This window comes from Amycolatopsis kentuckyensis (assembly GCF_002155975.1).
GTDB lineage: Bacteria > Actinomycetota > Actinomycetes > Mycobacteriales > Pseudonocardiaceae > Amycolatopsis > Amycolatopsis kentuckyensis.
In genome coordinates, this window is record NZ_MUMI01000066.1 from 1 (window position 1) to 18,828 (window position 18,828).

The following is an 18,828-nucleotide window of genomic DNA, read 5'->3' on the forward strand; positions in this document are numbered from 1 at the left end:
CGCGACCTCCTCGGCGACGAGCCCGACATCGAGGTCGTCGCCGAGGCGAGCAGCGTCGAAGAGGCACTGGCGGTGGCGATGCACGTCGAGCCGGAGGTCGCGGTGGTCGACGTCCGCCTCGGCGACGGCGACGGCATCACGCTCTGCCGCGAACTGCGCTCGAAGCCGAACCCGCCGGCCTGCCTGATGCTCACCGCGTTCGACGACGAAGAGGCGATGGTCGGCGCGATCATGGCCGGCGCGGCGGGTTACCTGCTGAAGCAGGTGCGCGGGCAGGACGTCGTGAACGCGGTCCGCGAGGTGGCGGCCGGGCGGTCGCTGCTGGACCCGGTGAGCACCGCGCGCGTGCTCGACAAGATGCGGCACCCGCCGACGGACGAGCTGGCGACGCTCACCGAGCGCGAACGCGACGTGCTCGAGCTGATCGGCCAGGGCCTGTCGAACCGCGAGATCGCCGAACGGTTGTTCCTCGCGGAGAAGACGGTGAAGAACTACGTCACGTCGGTGCTGGCGAAGCTCGGCATGCAGCGCCGGACGCAGGCGGCCGCCTGGATCGCGCGGCGCGAGAAGTAACCGTCCGCGGCTGCCGCGTCCGCAATCCGCCGTTCGCTGCGACCTTTTCCGCGTCTCGTCACGGTCAGCCATGTCGATCAGGGCGTTCCCCGGCCAGATTCACTCGAACGTGAGTCGAATATATGTTCGATGGGCCGGTAAGATCAACGACGAGGGCGTGGAAGGGAGGCTGGATGACCCGAGAAGGATGAGTCAGTCGAGCGGCAGGTCGAACGCGACGAGGGTGCCGAGGCTGGGTGAGGAGTTCAGGAAGAACTTCCCGCCCGCGGCGTCCGCGCGTTCGGCGAGATGGCGTAGGCCACGAGTGGCAACGCCTTGGGGAACACCGGAACCGTTGTCCCGGACGCGGAGCTTCACGCCGCCGGAGTCCCTGGTGAGCGTCACGCGGGTTTCGCTGGCGCCGGAATGCCGGACCACATTGGACAGTGCTTCCCGCAGCGCGGCCCGGATGTGATCGGCGCGTTCGGCGGGGATGTCGGCGAACTCCCCGGACAGCTCCAGGGTCGGCGGGTAGCCGAGCAGCTCGCCGGCGATGCGGACCTCGCCGCGCGCCGACTCGGCGAGGTCGGTGGGCGTGCCGGTGTCGTGGCGAGGCTCCGGTGACCGCAGCGCGCGCACGGTGCCCCGGATCTCTTCGATGGTCTGGTCGAGCTGGTCGATGGCATCGGACAGCCGAGCCCCGTCGGCTTGGGCGAACCGCTTGCGCATGTTGCGCCGGACGCGGTCCAGCTGCATCCCGGCCCCGTAGAGCCGCTGGACGATGACGTCGTGAAGCTCGCGGGCAATGCGCTCCCGCTCTTCGTAGAGGGCAACGCGATGGCGCGCGTTGGCGCCTTCGGCGAGCGCGAGGACAACCCCGGCCTGAGCGGCAAAGGCGACGAGCATCTCGACGGTCCCGGCGGAGAAGGGCTCCCGGCCACGTTTCCGGTAGACGGTGAGAGATCCGAGAACCCGCCCCCCGGACCCGAACGGCGCGGCGGCGAAAGGCCCGTAGCCATGGAGTTCGGCGGGCACGTAGGGCGCGGTACGCGGATCGACGGTGAAGTCTTCGCTGGAGACGGGTTCGCCGCCACGAGCCACCTGCCCGGCCGCAGAGTCGGCGGGAAGAGCCAGGCCACGCAAGGACTCGCCAGCGGTGGCTGTGCCGGGGAGTTCCCCGGTCTCCGGGCTGCCGGACGGCGGGTTGGAGCCGCTGGGGCGAGCATCGCCCGCCGCCGAGGTGGCGCCGACCGGCTGGGCCGGGTCTCCAGGGCCCGCATCGCCCACCGTCGCGGTGGAACCGACCGCACTCGGGTCACCCTGCGCTGCAGGCGGCGTCGCGCTCGGGTCGCCGTGCGCTGCAGGCCGCTGGCCGGCCGCGGTCCCCGACCGCGGGTCACCGGATGGCTGGGCCAGGTCTCCAAGGCGCGCATCGCCCACCGTCGCGGTGGAGCCGACCGCGCTTGGGTCACCGTGCGCTGCAGGCCGCTGGCCGGCCGCGGTCCCCGACCGCGGGTTGCCGGATGGCTGGCGCGCGTCGGTCCCCGGCCCTCGGCCGGTGGTGCTCGGGGTGCCTGCCGGGTGGGCCGTGGCGTGGTGGGCGGCCTCGACCACCACCCGGCCGTCCTCCGTGCTCACCATGGCCAGGCCCAGGTCGGCGTCGGCCAGTTCGGCCGCTCTTGCCACGACCGTGTCCAGCACCGCTCCCGGGTCGTCGCCGGACAGGGCGGTGCTCGTGATCTCTGTGGCCGCGGACAGTGCCCGCGCGGCAAGCGTCGGATCCATGAGTTCCGTCATTATCGCGCGGCGCGGCGACGGTGCGGCAAGGACACCGCGGAAATCGATCACGGCACCGGCACCCGGGTCACGACCCGGCCGTCGCGGACCTCGAGGACCACGTCCGCGTCGGCCGCTTCCTCGGCCAGGTGGGTCACGTGCACCACCGTCCGGCCCGCCAATGCTTCCCGCAGGTGTGCCCGGACACCCCGGGCCGTCTCCTCGTCGAGGTGCGCGGTCGGCTCGTCCAGCAGCACCAGCCCCGCCGACGGCGCCCCGAGCAGGGCCCGCGCCAGCGCCACCCGCTGGGCCTGGCCGCCGGACAGTCCGGTGCCTCCGCTGCCGAGCACCGTCTCCGGCGAGACGTCGGTCAGCGCCGCTCCTGCCAACACCGCGCGCAGCTCCTCCTCGGTCGCCGTCGGGCGGGCCAGGCGGAGGTTCTCGGCGATCGTCGTCGCGGCGAGCATCGGCTCCTGCGGGGCCCACGCCACGCCCTCCGGGACAGCGACCACGCCACGGCGCGGCACCAGGAACCCCAGCAACGCGGCGACGAGCGTCGACTTGCCCGCCCCGCTCGGGCCGACCACCGCCGCGTACGTTCCCGGCGCCAGGTCGATGTCGACGTCGTGCAGGATCACCGGGCCGCCCGGCCAGCCGAGGTCCGCTCCCCGCAACGAGACGGCCGCTCCCGTCGCCGCGAGCACGGGCGCTTCCGGCACGTCGGCGAGGCGGCGACGCGCGCGCTGCAGCGTGTCCCAGTGCTGCGCCACCGGCGGGAGCAGCGCCAGGACCTCCGCCATCGCAAGCGGCACCAAGGCCAGCAGTGGCGCCAGGACCGGGTCGAGCCGTCCGCCCGCGACCGACGTCGCGGCGAACGCCGTGCTGATGACCGCCGCCGCACCGCAGGCCAAGGTGACCAGTGCTTCCGCCGCGCCCGCGCCGAAAGCCTGGCGACGCGCTTGCGTCACCAGACGCGTGTCGGCGTCCGTGAGAGCGCGGCGGTGGTTCCCCGCTGTGCCGAACGCGAGCAGCTCGGCCGCGGCCTCGAAGATCACCAAAACTCTGGTGGCCACCTCGCGTCGGCCGGTCGCCAGTGCGGATGTCGCCCGGCGCTCCGCGCGCAAGGCGACCCACGGGGCGCACAACCCGAGTGCCACCGCCGCCGCGAGCGTCAAGCCCGCTGCCGGCAGCACCCACGTCTGCACTGCGATCGCGCCGGCCGCGACCAGGGCCACCACCAGCGGCGGCGACACCACGCGCGGCAGGAGGTCGCGCACGGTGTCGACGTCGGCGACCAGCCGGCGTTGCCCCTCGCCCGTGCGCAGGCTGCGCGCCGGCCCGAGGCGGACCAGTGAATTCCACAGCCGCACGCGGACGCGGCCGGCGATGCGGAACGCGGCGTCGTGCGTGACCAGCCGTTCGACGTACCGCAGCCCCGCGCGGCCGAGGCCGAACGCGCGGACGCCGACGACCGCGACCGTCAACGTCAGGATCGGCGGCTGTTGGGACGCCTTGGCGATGAGCCAGCCCGACGTCGCCGTCAGCGCCACGCCGGCCAGCAGCGCCAGCGCGCCCAGCGCCGCGCCACCGAAGAGGCGGCCGTCGAGGAGCGCGCGCCACCCCAGCGGCGCGGCCGAAGAGTCCACTGTGGACGCCTCCGTGACGGCATGCCCTTCGGTCGGCAGGTCGACCGCCGCGGTGCGCTCGTGGGCCGCGATGATCGCCGCCGCGCCGTTGTCGACGGCGCGCTGCACCGCGTCGAGCACCAGGCGCGCGCTGGCTTCGTCGAGGTGCGCCGTCGGCTCGTCGAGCAGGAGCAACCAGGCGCCGTGCCGCACCCGGTACAACGCCCGGGCGACGGCGACGCGCTGCCGCTGGCCCAGTGACAGCTGGGAAACCGGCCGGTCGGCCAGTCCGGCCAGGCCGAGTTCGGCGAGCAGTGCGTCCGAGGCCCCGGCTTCCTCCCGGACCGTGCCGCCGGTGAACACCGGCGACTGCGGCACCCACGCGACCTGTTCGCGCCAGCGCGCGAGGTCGGTATCGGCGAGGTCGGTCGAGCCGATCGTGATGGCACCGTCGTGCGCCGGGACGAAGCCGAGCAGGGCCGAGAGCGTCGTCGACTTGCCGCCGCCGCTCGGGGCGCGGAGCCAGACCGTCTCGCCGGGGCGGACCGCGAACGACTCGCCGTCCGGGGCGAACCCGCCGCGTCGCGCCACCCGGAGGGACGCCACCCGCACGTCGCCCCGCGCCGGGATCGCGGTCCCCGAAGGCGGCACCGGAAGAGCCAGCAGGTCGGCGACGCGCCGGACCGCTTCGACGCCGTCTTCGCTGGCGTGGAAGGCCGCGCCGACCGCGCGCAGCGGCTGGTAGCACTCCGGCGCGAGGATCAGCACGCCGAGCCCGATGGCGAGCGGCAGGTTGCCGCCGGCGAGCCGGACGCCGATCACGACCGCGACGAGCGCCACCGAGAGCGTCGCGACCAGTTCGAGCACGAACGCCGAGGAGAAGGCGACCTTCAACGTCTTGAGCGTCGCGCGGCGGTGGCGTTCGGACAGCCGCCGGACGGTCTCGGCCTGCGCCGTGGCGCGGCGGAACGCGGTCAGCACCGGCAGCACGCGCACGAGTTCCAGGAGCCGCTCGGACATCCGGTGCGTCGCGTCGGTCGCGCCGGCGACGCGGTCGGCGGTGTACTTGCCGACGAGGATGGCGAACACCGGCAGCAGCGGCACGGTCAGCGCGACGATCACGCCGGACGGCCAGTCGGCGAACAGGATCGCCGCGCCGGCGCCGAGGGGCACGACGGCCGCCGTCACCAAAGCGGGGAGGTATTCGCGGAAGTAGGCGTCGAGCGCGTCGAGGCCGCGGGTGGTGAGCGCGGTCAGTTCGCCGTGGCCGCGCCGGGCGATCCACTCGGGACCCAGGCGCAGCGCGTGGTCGACGGCCTTGGCGCGCAGCTCGCGGTGCGCGGTGGCGGCGGCGCGGGCGGAGACCGTGCGCACCGCCCAGCCGGTCAGCGCGCGCGTCGCGACGAGCGCGAGCAGCGCGGCCAGCTGGGCGGTGCGTCCCCCGGAACCTGCTCCGACGATCGCCGCGAGGACGTCGGCGAGCAGGAATGCCTGTGCCACCAGCGCGGCGGCGTTGAGGAAGGACAGGAAGCCCACCAGGGCCAGCGCCCGGCGCACGGACGGCACGAGGGCCGGCAGTGCGCCGAGCGGGCCCTTTCCCGGCCGCGCTGAGTCCACTGTGGACTCCGAGGCGAGAAGGGTTGCGCGCCCGGGAAGCTGGGACGACCGGGGGCTCCGCCCGGAACCCCCGGAAAACTGCCTCGTCATGGTGCGTGGACCGCCGGGATGTGCTGGGTGCCGATGCGCTTGCGGAACACCCAGTACGTCCAGCCCTGGTAGAGCAGCACCGCCGGGGCGCCGAAGGCGGCGACCCAGGTGATCACGGTCAGCGTGTACGGGCTCGACGCCGCGCCCTCGATGGTCAGGGTGTTGGCGACGTCGAGCGTCGAGGGCAGGACGTTCGGGAACAGCGCGCCGAACATCGTGACGGCGGCTCCGGCGATGACCACGCCGAGGGCGGCGAACGCCTGCCCGTCGCGGTCGGCGCGCAGTCGCAGCCAGGCGACGACCGCGGCGAGAGCACTGATCCCGAACGAGAGCAGTGTCCACAACGTGCCGGCGCGCCACTGGACGACCGAGAGGAACGCGACGATCGGCACCATGGCGACCGGGAGCAGCCTGATCGCCAGGTTCTTCGCGCGTTCCCGCAGGTCACCACTGGTCTTGAGGGCGAGGAACGCGGCGCCGTGGGTGATCGAGAAGGCGGCGATGGCGACCGCGCCGAGCAGGGTGTCCCAGCGGACCGCGGCGAACGCGGAGCCGGCGCGGTTGCCGTCGGCGTCGAGGGGCAGGCCGAGGACGGTGGTGGCGAGGATGAGGCCGACGCCCAGCGGCGGGATCCACGAGCCGATCATGATGACGCGGTCCCAGTTGCGGCGCCAGCGGTCGGAGTCGACCTTGCCGCGGTACTCGAAGGCGACGCCGCGGCCGATGAGGGCGAGCAGCACGAGCAGGAGCGGCAGGTAGGCGGCCGAGAACAGCCCGGCGTACCAGGCGGGGAAGGCGGCGAACATGGCCCCGCCGGCGACGATGAGCCAGACCTCGTTGCCGTCCCAGACCGGCCCGATGGTGTTGACCATGACGCGCCGCTCGGTGTTGTCCTCGGCGAGGACGGGCAGCAGCATGCCGACGCCGAAGTCGAAGCCTTCGAGAAAGAGGTAGCCGAGCCAGAAGAAGGCGATGACGGCGAACCAGACGATTTCGAGGGTCATCGGACGCCTCCGGCCGGTCGGTAGCCCTGAGTTATCCACAGCAGGCCGAGTTGTCCACAGATCTGCTGTGGGTAACTCGCGAGAGTGGTCACATCGGCACTCATCGTCAACACCTCAGTAGGCGAAGGCGAGGGTGTCCTCGCCCGGTTTGTCGGAGTCCGTCGGCTTTGCCGGGGGCATCACCGCTTCGATGCCGCCGCGGACGTACTTGCGCATCAGGAACACCTCCACCACGCCGAGGGCCGCGTACACCGTGGTCAGGGCGATCAGGGACGTCCAGACTTCGCCCGTCGTCAGCCTCGACACCGCCTGGGCGGTGAACATCCACACGCCGTCGACACCGGTGGGGTTCGGGACCACCACGAACGGCTGACGACCCATCTCGGTGAAGATCCAGCCGGCGCTGTTGCCGAGGAACGGTGTCGCGATGCCGCCGAGGACCAGCCAGGGGAACCAGCGGCCGCCCGGGATGCGGTCGCGGCGGGTCAGCCAGAGGGCCAGGACGCCGATGCCCGCCGAGACCGCGCCGAAGCCGATCATCATCCGGAAGCCCCAGTACGTCACCGGGAGGTTGGGCACGTAGTCGATCGGCTTGCCCGCCAGCGAGCCCAGCGCCGGGTCGTCCGGGTAGTTCGTGCCGTACTTGGCCTGGTACTCCGTCACCAGGTTCTCCACGCCCTTGACCTCGGTCGAGAAGTCGTTGTGCGCCAGGAACGACAACAGCGCGGGCACGTTGAACGTCTTCACGTCCTCGCAGTTCGCGCCCGAGACGTCACCGATCGCGATGATCGAGAAGCTGGCCGGCTTTTCGGTGTGGCACAGCGCTTCCGCCGACGCCATCTTCATCGGCTGCTGCTCGAACATCAGCTTGCCCTGCGTGTCACCGGTGATCGCGAGGACCGCGAACGCCGCGACGCCGACCCAGCCACCCAGGCGCAGCGACGAGCGCCACACCTCGGCGTGGTCCCCGCGCCGCCACAGGTGCCAGCCCGCGACACCCACCAGGAACGCCGCCGCCACCGAGAACGCGCCGGCCAGCGTGTGCGGGATCGCGGCCAGCGCCGTGTTGTTCGTCAGCACCGCCCAGATCGAGTTCATGGTCGGCTTGCCGTTCTCGAACGTCACGCCCACCGGGTGCTGCATCCACGAGTTCGCGGCCAGGATGAAGTACGCCGACGCCATCGTGGCCAGCGAAAACGCCCACGCGCAGGCCAGGTGGACCTTCTTCGGCAGCCGGTCCCAGCCGAAGATCCACAGGCCGAGGAACGTCGACTCGACGAAGAAGGCGACGAGCCCTTCCATCGCCAGCGGCGCGCCGAAGACGTCGCCGACGAAGCGGGAGTACGCGCTCCAGTTCATCCCGAACTGGAACTCCTGCACGATCCCGGTCACGACGCCCATGGCGAAGTTGACCAGCAGCAGCTTGCCCCAGAACTTCGTCATCTTCAGGTGCCGCAGCTCGCCGGTGCGGACCCAGCGGGTCTGCATCGCCGCGACCAGGATCGACAGCCCGATGGTCAGCGGGACCATCAGGAAGTGGTAGACGGTGGTGATGCCGAACTGCCACCGCGCTAGCTCAAGGACCTCCACGTGGTCCAGCCTGCTCCGGGCCCGGTGACCCGGCCAGATCAACTGGTCCCGTTCCCGGCGGGACCAACGTCCTACAGCCGGTCGAGCGCCTTCCGCGCCTCGTCCGCCACGGCCCGGCGCGGGCCCGCGTCGCCGAGCTCGAGGACGTGCCGCAGCGCCAGCGCGTACGCGGTGTCGAAGGCCTTGTCCGCGGCGACCGGGATGTTCGGCGGCACGCCGATGCCCTCCCAGTTCTCCCCCGACTTCGGGTCGTAGGAGCGGGCGATCGAGACCGTCACGTCCAGGTAGGTGTCCACTTTGAACTGCTCACGCGGGTGGGCACCGCCGCGCGTCGCCTCGCCGACGGTCTTCGCGCGCTCCTGCCGCTGCAGCGAGAAGGCCAGGTCTTCGCCGCCGGAGAACGTCGCCGGGCCGGTGAGCACCCAGATCGGCTTGGTCCCGCCGAACTTCGGGCCCGGGACGTACGGCAGCGTCCACATCTGGGTGACGCGGTCACCGTCGCGCTCGTAGATGTCGAGGTAGTGCGTCCGCTCGTCGACGAGGTAGCTCTGCAGGAACGCGCTGGTCTCCGGGGCGCCACCGCGGTTGTGCCGGACGTCGATCAGCAGCGCGTCGGCCGGCGCGACCAGCGTCATCGCCGCCGAGACGGCCGCGGCCGCGAGGTCGAGGGGGTAGAGCATGGTCGTGTCGAGGTAGCCCACGTTGCCCGGCAGCCGCCGCACCGACGCGATCCCGAAGTTCTCCAGCTCGGCCGTGCGGCGGAAGTCCTCCGAGGCGTACTCCGCGTCGCCGTCCTCGGCCACCGGGTCGGCGTGGTGACGCAGCCGCAGGTGCTGGTCGTCGTTCACCGACTGGAGGTCCGCTGTGACGGCCGTCGCGAAATCCGCGTCGTCGAGGTCTGCGTATGCGCCTTCGTCGAGACGCGCGCGAAGCACCTTCCCGAGCTTCGCGGCGACGTCCGGGAAGACGTAGTGCGCGTCCAACCGGCGGATGACTTCTTCTACCTGCGCAGCACGCGCCTGTGACCCCATGCCGGTGAACCTACCGCAGGCCACAACCGAAAATTCGGCACGCCGAAAAAAATTGTGTGCCACCCCGGGATGTCAAATTCATGGCCGCCGATCAGGCAATTTCGCGCGAGCCATCAGCTTGCGGCTTTCCTGAGCTCCCCTTTATCGTTGCAGTGAAAGGGGCGAACAAATACTCATGACTGCCGCTATGGTGGCGCTGATCAGCGCGTTCGGCCTGGTCCTCGCCGTGGAACTGCCGGACAAGACGCTCGTCGCGACCCTGGTGCTGACCACCCGTTTCCGCGGCTGGCCGGTTTTCGCCGGGGTGTGCGCCGCGTTCGCCGTGCAATGCGTCATAGCGGTCGCGTTCGGCAGCGTGTTGACGCTGTTACCGGATGTCGTCCTTTCCCTGGTCGTCGCCGCGATGTTCGGCCTCGGCTCTTTCATGCTCCTTCGCGAGGGCTTCAGCGAAGCCGACGAAGCAGGCGAAGACGCTTCGCGGACCGGGCCCTCGCCGCTGTCCTTCACGCGCTCCGCGATGACGTCGTTCGGCGTGCTCTTCGCCGCCGAGTGGGGTGACGCCTCCCAGCTCGCGACGGCGAGCCTCGCCGCCCGCATCGGCAACCCCTTCGCCGTCGGCGTCGGTGCCTTCACCGCGCTCGTGGTGGTCGCCGGGCTCGCCGTGTTCATCGGCGCGAAGCTCCGCAGCCGGATCCGGCCGAAGCTGATCCAGCGCTGCGCCGGGTTCGCGTTCGCCGGGTTCGCGGCGTTCGCCCTGCTCCAGCTCGCTTTCTGACCGATCCCTCACAGGTTCACCCGGTAACCTTTCGGAAACGAAAGGGAGAGCACCAGGTGAACTCGCCGAAGACACCCGCGGTCTCGCCGCTGCACGGCCGGATCGCGCTCGGCGGCATCGGCCTCGCCGTGGCCACCTCGATCGACCTGCACCTGCGGCTGTCCGGCCAGGTCAGCCCGATCTGGCAGACGCTCTCGGAGTACGTCTACGGCAAGCTCGGCTCGTCCTCGGCCGCTCCCCTGTTCAGCGTGATGTGCCTGGCCCTCTCGCTCGGCTCGGTCGCCCTGCTCGCCGGGATCGCGAAGGCCCACCGCCCGGGCACCACCGCCGTGTGCGTGCTGCTCGGCGTCTGGTCGGCCGGGCTGCTGGTGTGCGGCCTGGTGCCCGTCGACCCGGACGGCCAGGCGCGGTCGCTCGCCGGGCAGGTCCACAACATCGCCGCCCTGACGGCGTTCGTCGCGCTGCCCGCGGCCGCGTTCGTGCTGACGAAGAAGGGCCGCGAGCGCTGCCCCTGGGAGCCACGCCGGACGACGATCCGGCGGCTGGCCACGGCGAGCTTCGCCAGCGTCGGCGTGGTGCTCGGCGGCTTCGTCCTGACGCTCGTGCTGGGCCCGGCCCAGCAGGACGTCACGCTGGGCCTCTTCGAGCGGCTGCTGTTCACCGTCGACGTCGCCCTGCTGCTGACGATGGTCCGCCCGCTGCGCTAGCCGTCCGTCTTCAGGATGTCGGCCAGCCGGGTGGCGGCCGCGACGACCTGTGGACCCACTTCGGCCGCCTTCAGCGGCTCCATCGAGACGACGCCGACGCTCGCCCGCAACCCCGGCACGCCACGCACCGGCGCCGCGACACCGGACGCGCCCGCCTCGAGCTCGCCCGTCGACGTCACCCAGCCGTCGCCACCCGGGCGCAGCGACATCGCCTTGCCGGCCGCGCCGGCGGTCAGCGAGTGCCGGCTGCCCACACGGTAGGCGACGTGGAAGTTGGTCCACGACGGCTCGACGACGGCCACCGCAAGCGCTTGCGTCCCCTGCGCGACCGAGAGGTGCGCGGTCGCGCCGACCTTCTCGGCCAGCTCGCGCAGCACCGGGCCGGCCGCGTCCCGCAGCTGCGGCAGCACCTGCCCGGCCAGCCGGAGCAGCCCGACGCCGAGCCGGACCTTCGTGCCGTCGCGCCAGACCAGCCCGCGCTCGGACAGCGGCACGAGCAGCCGGTAGACGGCCGCGCGGCTGGCCCCGATGGCCACCGCCAGCTCGGAGATGGTCGCCGCGTCGCCTCCGGCGTCGGCGACTGCCTGCAGCAGCGCCAAGCCCCGGTCGAGCGTCAGCGACCCCTCCCGGCTGGTCACAGCAAGCCGAGTTCGCCCAGGTCGGCGACCGGCTCCTCGAACGACGCCGCCGCGTAGGACGCGAAGAGCGCCCGCACGGCCTTCGCCGCCGGCTCGGACAGCGCACGGGCCTCGTCGGCCAGCGCCTGGGCATCGGTCGACTCCAGCGCCCCCCGGACGTCACCGCCGGCCAGGCTGCGCGCCGAGGCCACGAGGAGGTTCAGGAAGCCGTGGTGCACGAACCCGGAGTCCGGGTCGGTGTGCCGGACCGCGCGGTGCAGGCTGTTCGTCGCCTTGAACGACGCCCCGGCGGACCCGCTGACGACGGCGAGGAAGTCGGCCACCTCGTCGACGCTGGGGAAGTTCTCGCCGGCCTGACCGCCGCAGCGGATCTTCGGCCAGCTGCCGTGTTCGATCACCTTGCGCACGCCGTCGAGCCAGCCGACGCCGCGCCGCGGCTCGACCACCCGAATGACGTCCTCGGGGACGAACTCCGAGACGCGCTCGAGCCACACCTCGTCGACGTCCGACGGCGCGGGCATCTCGACCATCCGCAGCGCGAGCAGCTCACTGCGCGACTCGACGATCGAGATGGCCTTCGGGACGCCGCCGAGACCGGTGTCGATGATCAGCGAAAGCGGCAGCGGCTGCTTCGGCTTGATCTTGATCAGCTCGGTGATGAGCTCGGGCAGCCGCGACGCCTGGCAGAGGAAAACCCCCAGTACACCGGCGTGTTCGGAGGCCCGGCTGGCGAAGTGCGCGCGCAGCGCTTCGGGCATGGCCGCACCGACCGGAGGGAACAGCGCCGAGTCGTCGACGAGCCTCGCGAACAGGGGAGGAATTCCACGGGGGCCGGGGGGCGTGAGTTCCACAGCGCTTGACACGACTGACACGCTAGTAGCGTACGACATCAGGACAAAATCGTTCGCACAACGGACACGTCAGAAGGGGACGTCGATGCCTTACTACCGGCGAGTAGGCGAGATCCCGCACAAGCGGCACACCGCGTTCCGGAAGCCGGACGGCGGGCTCTACGCCGAGGAGCTGATGGGCGTCGAGGGCTTCTCCGCCGACTCCGCGCTGCTCTACCACCGCGGCCTGCCGACGGCGATCGTCGACGCCGTCGCGGTCGAGGAGGACCGCGGGTCGCTCACCCCGAACCACCCGCTCAAGCCGCGGGCCTTCCAGACCCGGGACCTCAAGTTCGGCGGCGAGGCCGACGCGGTGACCGACCGGCGACGGCTGTTCGGCAACAACGACGTCACCATCGGGTTCGTCACGGCGACCGCGACCAGCCCGCTGTACCGCAACGCGGCCGGCGACGAGCTGTTCTACGTCCACGGCGGCTCGGCGACCTTCGAGACCATCTACGGCCGCCTCGAGGTCGGTGACGGCGACTACGTCGTGATCCCGACGTCGTGCACCTACCGGGTCGTCCCGCACGGCGAGGTCACCCTCTTCACCTTGGAGGCGCGTGGCCACATCGGGCCGCCGAAGCGCTACCTGTCCGCCAAGGGGCAGTTCCTGGAGCACTCGCCGTACTGCGAGCGGGACATCCGCGGGCCGGCCGAACCACTGCTGGAAGACGGCGAAGACGTCGAGGTGCTCGTGCGGCACCGCGCCGGGCTGACCCGCTACACCTACGCGACGCACCCCTTCGACGTCGTCGGCTGGGACGGCTGCCTCTACCCGTGGGTGTTCAACATCGACGACTTCGAGCCGATCACCGGCCGCGTGCACCAGCCGCCGCCCGTGCACCAGACGTTCGAGGGCCCGAACTTCGTCGTCTGCTCCTTCTGCCCGCGGAAGGTCGACTACCACGAGGGCGCGATCCCGGTGCCGTACAACCACGCGAACGTCGACTCCGACGAGCTGATGTTCTACGTGCGCGGCAACTACGAGGCCCGCAAGGGCTCGGGGATCGGTATCGGCTCGCTCTCGCTGCACCCGTCCGGCTTCACGCACGGCCCGCAGCCGGGCGCGGCGGAGGCGTCGATCGGCGCGGAGTTCTTCGACGAGACCGCGGTCATGGTCGACACGTTCGCGCCGCTGGAGCTCGGCGAAGCGGCCGACGCGTCCGAAGACCCCGGGTACGCCTGGACGTGGTCGCGCCGCGGTCCGAAGAGCTGACGAGGAACGGGCCCTTCCCCGCGGGGAAGGGCCCGTCCCGGTCACGCGCGGATCAGCCGTCGTACCAGCCGTAGGTGGTGATCGTGCCGTTGCCGTAGCAGTTGCCGGCGAAGATCCAGTACCCCGGACCCTGCAGCGGGCCGTGCTTCTCGGTGCCGTCCGAGCACACCGTCCAGGCGCCGCTGCGGCCGTAGTCGACCCGGACGTTGGCCCGCCAGTCGTCGCTGTCGTAGTGGGTGGTCACCCACGTCTGGACGTGGTCGGTCAGCGCGGCGCCCGACCCGATCGCGTGGTGGGTCACGCCCTTGGGCACCTCGTCGGCCGCGGCCGACGAGGCCCCGGCCAGCGCGAAGGCTCCGGCCAGCGCGGCGGCGCCGAGCGTCGCGGCCCCCGCCCGCTTCATCTTCGTGGTGTTCATCGTCCCTCCAGTGTGTCGTCTTGCATCGACCACATCCCGGTCTAGTGCGTTGGGGTTGTTTTGTCTGGTTCGGTGGACAGCGAACGACAACCTCCGAACAATGGATCACGCCAAGGGGGGTGGCGTAATGCCGCGTGGGGAACGCCCGCTCGATACGGACGACGAGGTTTTGTCACAGTTCGCCGGGGATTTGCGGAGATTGCGGGAGAAGGCGGGCCGGCCGCCATATCGGCAACTGGGAAAACGAGCGCATTACTCGGCGGGGACATTGTCCGACGCCGCCGGCGGCCGGAAACTGCCGACGCGCGCGGTCGCCTTGGCTTATGTGCGCGCCTGCGACGGGCCCGTCGCCGAGTGGGACAAACGGTGGCACGAAGTCGCGGCGGAATTGAGCCGGCGGAGGCGGGCCACCCCCGGCTCCGAGCCGCCGTACCCGGGCCTGGCCGCGTTCGGCGCCGGGGACGCCGGCCGGTTCTTCGGCCGGGAGGACGTCGTCGACCTGCTGCGCGGCCGGCTGGCCGAGGCGCGGTTCCTGGTCGTCTCGGGCCCGTCCGGCAGCGGCGTGACGTCGGTGCTGCGCGCGGGCCTCGTCCACCGGGCCCGCCGGCCGGTGGTGTTCCTGCGGCCGGGACGGCGTCCCCTGGAGGAGTGCGCGGCGCGGCTGGCGGCGCTCACCGGGACGCCGGCGGTCCGGCTGCGCGGCGAACTCGCCGCCGACCCGGGGCACCTGCACCTGCGGATCCGGCAGGCGGTGCCGCCGGAGGCCGAGTTCCTGCTGGTCGTCGACCAGTTCGAGGAGGTCTTCACCGCCGAGGCGGACGAGCGGGCGTGGTTCTTCGCCGCGTTGCTGCGGGCGGCGCAGGCCCCGGTGCGGGTGGTCCTCGGCCTGCGCGCGGACCACGCGGACGCCTGCGCGCGGCACCCCGCGCTGGCCGAGGTGATGCGGAACGCGCTGATCCCGCTGGAGCCGCTGACCGCCGGCCAGGTCCGCGCCGCGCTCGTCCGGCCCGCCGCCGACGCCGGCCGCGGCCTGGAGAACGCGCTGGTCGCGACCCTGATGGCCGAGGTCGCGCGCCAACCGGCCGCGCTGCCGTTCGCCACAGAGGCCCTGCGCCGGACCTGGCAGGCGAGCCAGGGCGTCACGCTCACGCTCGCCGCGTACGAGGCCGCCGGCGGCATCACCGCGGCGCTGGCCGGCGCGGCCGAGGCGGTCTACGGCCGGCTCGCTCCGCCGGAGCAGGCCGAGGCCAGGAGCCTGTTCCTGCGCCTGGTCGGCTTCGGCGACGGCACCCCCGACACGCGGCGCCACGTGCCGCACGCCGAACTCGACCCGACGCCGGTGGTGGCGCGGTTCGTCCGGTCCCGGCTGGTCACCGCCGGTCAGGCGGGTCTGGAACTCGCGCACGACGCGCTGATCGACGGGTGGCCCCGGCTGCGGGGCTGGCTGGCCGCGGACCGGGACGCCCTGCGCGTCCACCGGCGGCTCACCGAGGCGACCGCGTTGTGGGAAACGTCGGACCGGGAGCCCGCCGTTCTTTACCGGGGCCGCCAACTCGACGAAGCACTGAAGTGGGCGAAGCGGGGCGGCGCCCGGCTGAACACTTCGGAGCACCGGTTCCTCCAGGCGAGCGTCGCCCTGCGGGCCGCCGGAGAATCGGCGGACCGGCGGCGCCGGCGGCTTTCCGTCGCGACCGCGCTGACCGCATTGCTCGCCGCCGTTTCCACGGCAACAGCGATTCATCACCGCCGACGCGACGGTGCTTCGAGGGTTTCGACGAGTATTTGATTGCCGACCCAAAACAAAGCCGCTGACGGCATTTTTGCCGTCAGCGGGGTGCGCCCGGGCCGGATTCCGGGGGCAACGGTTCGGCAACGCACCTCCGGCCACCCGTCCACCGCCGGATAATGACCACAGACGCGGAGACGGGGAGGATTCGATGATCAATTCCCAGCCAGTGCGGCGCCGGAGAAAATTTCTCCCGTTCCTGGCCGCGATCGTGGTCGCCATCGCCCTGATCATCGGAATCCGGTACTGGACCAGCGGTCCTAGCGACGAGGCCGACGCGCCGAAGTGCTCAGGAGCGGACGCGATCGCGCTCACCGTCGCCTCGTCCCCGGAGAAGGTCGGCATCGTCCAGGAGGCCGCGAAGGCCTACTCCGGACGGACGGTCGCCGGGCACTGCGTCGACGTCGTCGTGAAGTCGAAGTCGTCCGGCATCGCGATGCAGGCGCTGGCGAACGGCTGGAACGAAGCCACCGACGGGCCGCGCCCGGACGTCTGGACGCCGGCCGCGAGCGGCTGGGTCAACCTGCTGCGCGTCAACGCGAAGGGCGACACGGGCTCGCTCGTGCCGGACGGCGACCCGCCGTCGGTCGCGAACGCGCCGCTGGTCGTCGCGATGCCGAAGCCGATGGCCGAGGCGCTCGGCTGGCCCGGCAAGGCGATCGGCTGGAAGGACCTCGCCGGGCTGGCCACCGACCCGGCCGGCTGGGCCAAGTACGGCCACCCGGAGTGGGGCAAGTTCCGGCTGGGCAAGACGAACCCGAACATCTCGACGTCCGGGCTGAACGCGACGATCGGCGCCTACTACGCCGCCACCGGCACGTCGTCCGACCTCACCGCGGCCGCGCTCGAGAAGCCGGACGCGAAGCAGTTCGTCACGAACATCGAGCAGGCGATCGTGCACTACGGCGACACCACGCTCACCTTCCTGACCAACCTGCAGAAGGCCGACGACAAGGGCGCGGCGCTGTCGTACATCTCGGCGGTCACCGTCGAGGAGAACTCGCTGATCGGCTACAACCAGGGCAACCCGACGAACGACCCGGCCAAGGTCGGGCAGCACGGGCCGCCGAAGGTGCCGCTGGTGGCGATCTACCCGGGTGACGGGACGCTGAACTCCGACCACCCGTTCGTCACGCTGAACTGGGCGGACCCGGTGCGCAAGCAGATCGCCGCGGACTTCCTCGGCTACCTGCGCCTCGACGAGACGCAGGCGAAGTTCGCCGCGCTCGGCTTCCGGTCGTTCGAGGGCAAGCCGGGCCCGCAGGCGACGCCCGCCAACGGCGTCCGGCCGGACGCGAAGATCAGCTTCCTGCGGCCGCCCTCGCCGTCGGTGCTGTCGAAGCTGCTGGCCTCCTGGACCGACCTGCGCAAGAAGGCGAACGTGCTGCTCGTCGTGGACGTCTCGGGCTCGATGGGCGACGAGGTGAAGGGCACCGGCAAGAGCAAGATCGACCTGGCGAAGCAGGCCGCGATCGACTCGCTCGGCCAGTTCGTGCCGCGGGACCAGGTCGGGCTCTGGCAGTTCTCGACCCACCTCGACGGCGACAAGGACTACCAGGAGCTGCTCCCGGTGCAGGCGCTCGGCACCGGCGGCAAGGAGACCCTCGCCATGCGGCTGAGCGGACTGACCCCCCAGTCCGGGACGGGGCTGTACGACTCGTCGCTGGCCGCGTACGAGTACCTGAAGGCCCACCTGGACCCGGCGGCGATCAACGCGGTCGTGGTGCTGACCGACGGCCGCAACGAGGACTCCGGCGGCATCGACCTCGAGCACCTGGTCCCGCAGCTGCGGCCGGAGGGCAACGCGGAGTCGGTCCGGCTGTTCACGATCGCCTACGGCTCGGACGCCGACCAGGACGTGCTGAAGCAGATCGCCGAGGCGACCGCGGGTTCGGAGTACGATTCGTCCAAACCGGACTCGATCAACCAGGTGTTCACCTCCGTGATTTCCAATTTCTGACATGAAGTTCGCCCGTGAGCTCGCCGAACCGTGGGGGCTGCTGCTCGCCGCCACGTCGGCCGGCATGGCGTGGGCCGTGCAGCTGCCGGTCGTCGCCGCCATCGGGGTCGGGGTGGCGGTGCTCGCCGCGCGGGCGGGTGTGGCCGTGGCAACCCGCGAGAAGGAGCCACCGCCGCGGGAAGCACGGGTGCTGGACGTCGCGCCCGGATCGGCCGAGGAGAACTGGCTGCACCGGGCGTCGGCCGCGGCGGACGGCTTCGCCTCGCTGAGCGGCTCGCTCGCGTCCGGTCCGCTCGCCGAGCGCGTCGCGGACATGGAGCCGGTGGTCCGGGAGACGCTGTCGACGCTGCAGCGCCTGGCCGGCCGCGCGTCGGCGACCGGCCAGGCGCTGGCCCGGGTCGACCCGGACGCCGTCGCGCACGAACGGCGTCGGCTGCAGCGCGAGTTGCGCACGGCTCGTGCGGAGGTGCGCGGTGACCTCGAGCAGGCGCTGACGGCGGTCCAGGCCCAGGCGGACGTGCACGCCCGCCTGTCCGGCGCCCGGGACAAGCTGCTGGCCCAGCTGCAGTCCGGCGCGCTCGGCCTGGACAGCCTGGTGGCCCGGGTCGCGGAGCTGACGGCGGCGACGTCGGACATCACCGTGGACACCGGCGCGGTCCGCGAGCTGAGCGACCAGCTCGAGGGCATCCGGCAGGGCGTCCTCGAGACCGAGCAGGCGACGCGGAAGTCGCTGGGTTAGTCCGCCCAGCTCGGCCGCCACGCCCCGGCAGCGCGCTCGCTCTTCGCGAGGTGACGTCGAAGCGCCGCGAGCCCGGGGTGCGCGTTGCCCCGGCGCCACACCAGCGAATGCGGGTACACCGGCACGGGCCCTTCGACCGGCACGCGCCGCAGGTCGTGCTCGGGAGGCCACCGCACCCGGCTTCCCGCGCCGACCAGGGTCGCCACCTCCGTCGACTCCGCGACCGTGTCGAGCACCACCTCGGTGCCGAAGTTCGGCCCGGCCGCGTCGATCGACAGGCCGAACGCGGCCGCGAACTCGGCGTAGTACGCGCCCCACTCGGTGCCGAGGACCACACCGGGCATCCAAGTCCATTCTATCGGCGGGGCGCGACAACCGGCCGAAAAGTCGGCCCCGCAAGCGAAGTTGTCC

General features: G+C 71.9%; 16 protein-coding genes and 1 pseudogene. 7 read left to right on the forward strand and 10 right to left on the reverse strand.

Features of this window, described 5'->3' with window-relative positions:
- On the forward strand, positions 1-573 hold a 573-nt coding region (locus CCN39_RS06825), incomplete at its 5' end, for a LuxR C-terminal-related transcriptional regulator (protein WP_086839462.1).
- 192 nt (positions 574-765) lie between these two features.
- Here the strand turns inward: CCN39_RS06825 and CCN39_RS06830 are convergent.
- The 6 genes and pseudogenes from CCN39_RS06830 to CCN39_RS06855 all read right to left on the reverse strand — a co-directional run bounded on the left by CCN39_RS06830 (position 766) and on the right by CCN39_RS06855 (position 9,285).
- Positions 766-1,968 (reverse strand): GAF domain-containing sensor histidine kinase, encoded by a 1,203-nt coding sequence (locus tag CCN39_RS06830; RefSeq protein WP_434781088.1) that lies wholly within the window; start codon positions 1,966-1,968, stop codon positions 766-768.
- A gap of 179 nt (positions 1,969-2,147) precedes the next feature.
- Positions 2,148-2,337 (reverse strand): annotated as a pseudogene (locus tag CCN39_RS06835) (GAF domain-containing sensor histidine kinase); the annotation flags it as partial.
- A 59-nt stretch (positions 2,338-2,396) separates the two neighbouring features.
- Entirely contained in the window at positions 2,397-5,570 is a 3,174-nt protein-coding gene (cydD, locus tag CCN39_RS06840) for a thiol reductant ABC exporter subunit CydD (RefSeq protein ID WP_086839464.1), read from the reverse strand.
- A gap of 86 nt (positions 5,571-5,656) precedes the next feature.
- Positions 5,657-6,664, reverse strand: coding sequence for a cytochrome d ubiquinol oxidase subunit II (gene cydB, locus CCN39_RS06845; RefSeq protein ID WP_086839466.1), 1,008 nt, complete (start codon positions 6,662-6,664; stop codon positions 5,657-5,659).
- A 114-nt stretch (positions 6,665-6,778) separates the two neighbouring features.
- Positions 6,779-8,254: a cytochrome ubiquinol oxidase subunit I gene (locus CCN39_RS06850; RefSeq protein ID WP_086839468.1), complete on the reverse strand. Its 1,476-nt coding sequence runs from the start codon at positions 8,252-8,254 to the stop codon at positions 6,779-6,781.
- A 71-nt stretch (positions 8,255-8,325) separates the two neighbouring features.
- Positions 8,326-9,285, reverse strand: a complete 960-nt coding sequence (locus CCN39_RS06855) for a S41 family peptidase (RefSeq protein ID WP_086839470.1) — start codon at positions 9,283-9,285, stop codon at positions 8,326-8,328.
- Between the two features lie 187 nt (positions 9,286-9,472).
- On the opposite strand from CCN39_RS06855, the gene CCN39_RS06860 reads away from it, so the two are divergent.
- Both CCN39_RS06860 and CCN39_RS06865 read left to right on the forward strand, forming a co-directional pair.
- A complete protein-coding gene (locus tag CCN39_RS06860) occupies positions 9,473-10,060 on the forward strand; it encodes a TMEM165/GDT1 family protein (protein WP_086839472.1) in 588 nt (195 codons plus the stop codon).
- A gap of 56 nt (positions 10,061-10,116) precedes the next feature.
- The gene (locus CCN39_RS06865) at positions 10,117-10,767 is read left to right on the forward strand and encodes a DUF998 domain-containing protein (protein ID WP_086839474.1); all 651 of its coding nucleotides are present in this window, start codon (positions 10,117-10,119) and stop codon (positions 10,765-10,767) included.
- On the opposite strand, the gene CCN39_RS06870 is transcribed toward CCN39_RS06865, so the two are convergent.
- Together CCN39_RS06870 and CCN39_RS06875 are read right to left on the reverse strand one after the other, a co-directional pair.
- On the reverse strand, positions 10,764-11,405 hold the full coding sequence (locus CCN39_RS06870; RefSeq protein WP_086839476.1) for an IclR family transcriptional regulator: 642 nt from the start codon (positions 11,403-11,405) through the stop codon (positions 10,764-10,766). The two genes, CCN39_RS06865 and CCN39_RS06870, sit on opposite strands and share 4 nt — an antisense overlap.
- Positions 11,402-12,256 carry a hypothetical protein gene (locus tag CCN39_RS06875; protein WP_279629561.1) on the reverse strand — a complete coding sequence of 285 codons (855 nt, stop codon included), beginning with the start codon at positions 12,254-12,256 and terminating at the stop codon, positions 11,402-11,404. Before CCN39_RS06875 ends, CCN39_RS06870 begins: the two co-directional genes overlap by 4 nt.
- An 85-nt stretch (positions 12,257-12,341) precedes the next feature.
- Between CCN39_RS06875 and CCN39_RS06880 the strand changes: the two genes are divergently transcribed.
- Positions 12,342-13,514, forward strand: coding sequence for a homogentisate 1,2-dioxygenase (locus CCN39_RS06880; protein WP_086839479.1), 1,173 nt, complete (start codon positions 12,342-12,344; stop codon positions 13,512-13,514).
- Between the two features lie 52 nt (positions 13,515-13,566).
- Here the strand turns inward: CCN39_RS06880 and CCN39_RS06885 are convergent, their stop codons facing one another.
- Entirely contained in the window at positions 13,567-13,932 is a 366-nt protein-coding gene (locus tag CCN39_RS06885; RefSeq protein ID WP_086839481.1) for a hypothetical protein, read from the reverse strand.
- Between the two features lie 268 nt (positions 13,933-14,200).
- Between CCN39_RS06885 and CCN39_RS06890 the strand changes: the two genes are divergently transcribed.
- The 3 genes from CCN39_RS06890 to CCN39_RS06900 all read left to right on the forward strand — a co-directional run bounded on the left by CCN39_RS06890 (position 14,201) and on the right by CCN39_RS06900 (position 18,417).
- On the forward strand, positions 14,201-15,718 hold the full coding sequence (locus tag CCN39_RS06890) for an nSTAND1 domain-containing NTPase (RefSeq protein ID WP_086839483.1): 1,518 nt from the start codon (positions 14,201-14,203) through the stop codon (positions 15,716-15,718).
- A 151-nt stretch (positions 15,719-15,869) separates the two neighbouring features.
- Positions 15,870-17,678: a substrate-binding and vWA domain-containing protein gene (locus CCN39_RS06895; RefSeq protein ID WP_086839485.1), complete on the forward strand. Its 1,809-nt coding sequence runs from the start codon at positions 15,870-15,872 to the stop codon at positions 17,676-17,678.
- Position 17,679: 1 nt separating this feature from the next.
- Complete coding sequence (locus CCN39_RS06900; RefSeq protein WP_086839487.1) at positions 17,680-18,417, forward strand: hypothetical protein; 738 nt, start codon at positions 17,680-17,682, stop codon at positions 18,415-18,417.
- On the opposite strand, the gene CCN39_RS52555 is transcribed toward CCN39_RS06900, so the two are convergent.
- Positions 18,414-18,761, reverse strand: a complete 348-nt coding sequence (locus CCN39_RS52555; protein WP_279629560.1) for a type 2 periplasmic-binding domain-containing protein — start codon at positions 18,759-18,761, stop codon at positions 18,414-18,416. The two genes, CCN39_RS06900 and CCN39_RS52555, sit on opposite strands and share 4 nt — an antisense overlap.
- Between the last annotated feature and the right edge of the window lie 67 nt (positions 18,762-18,828).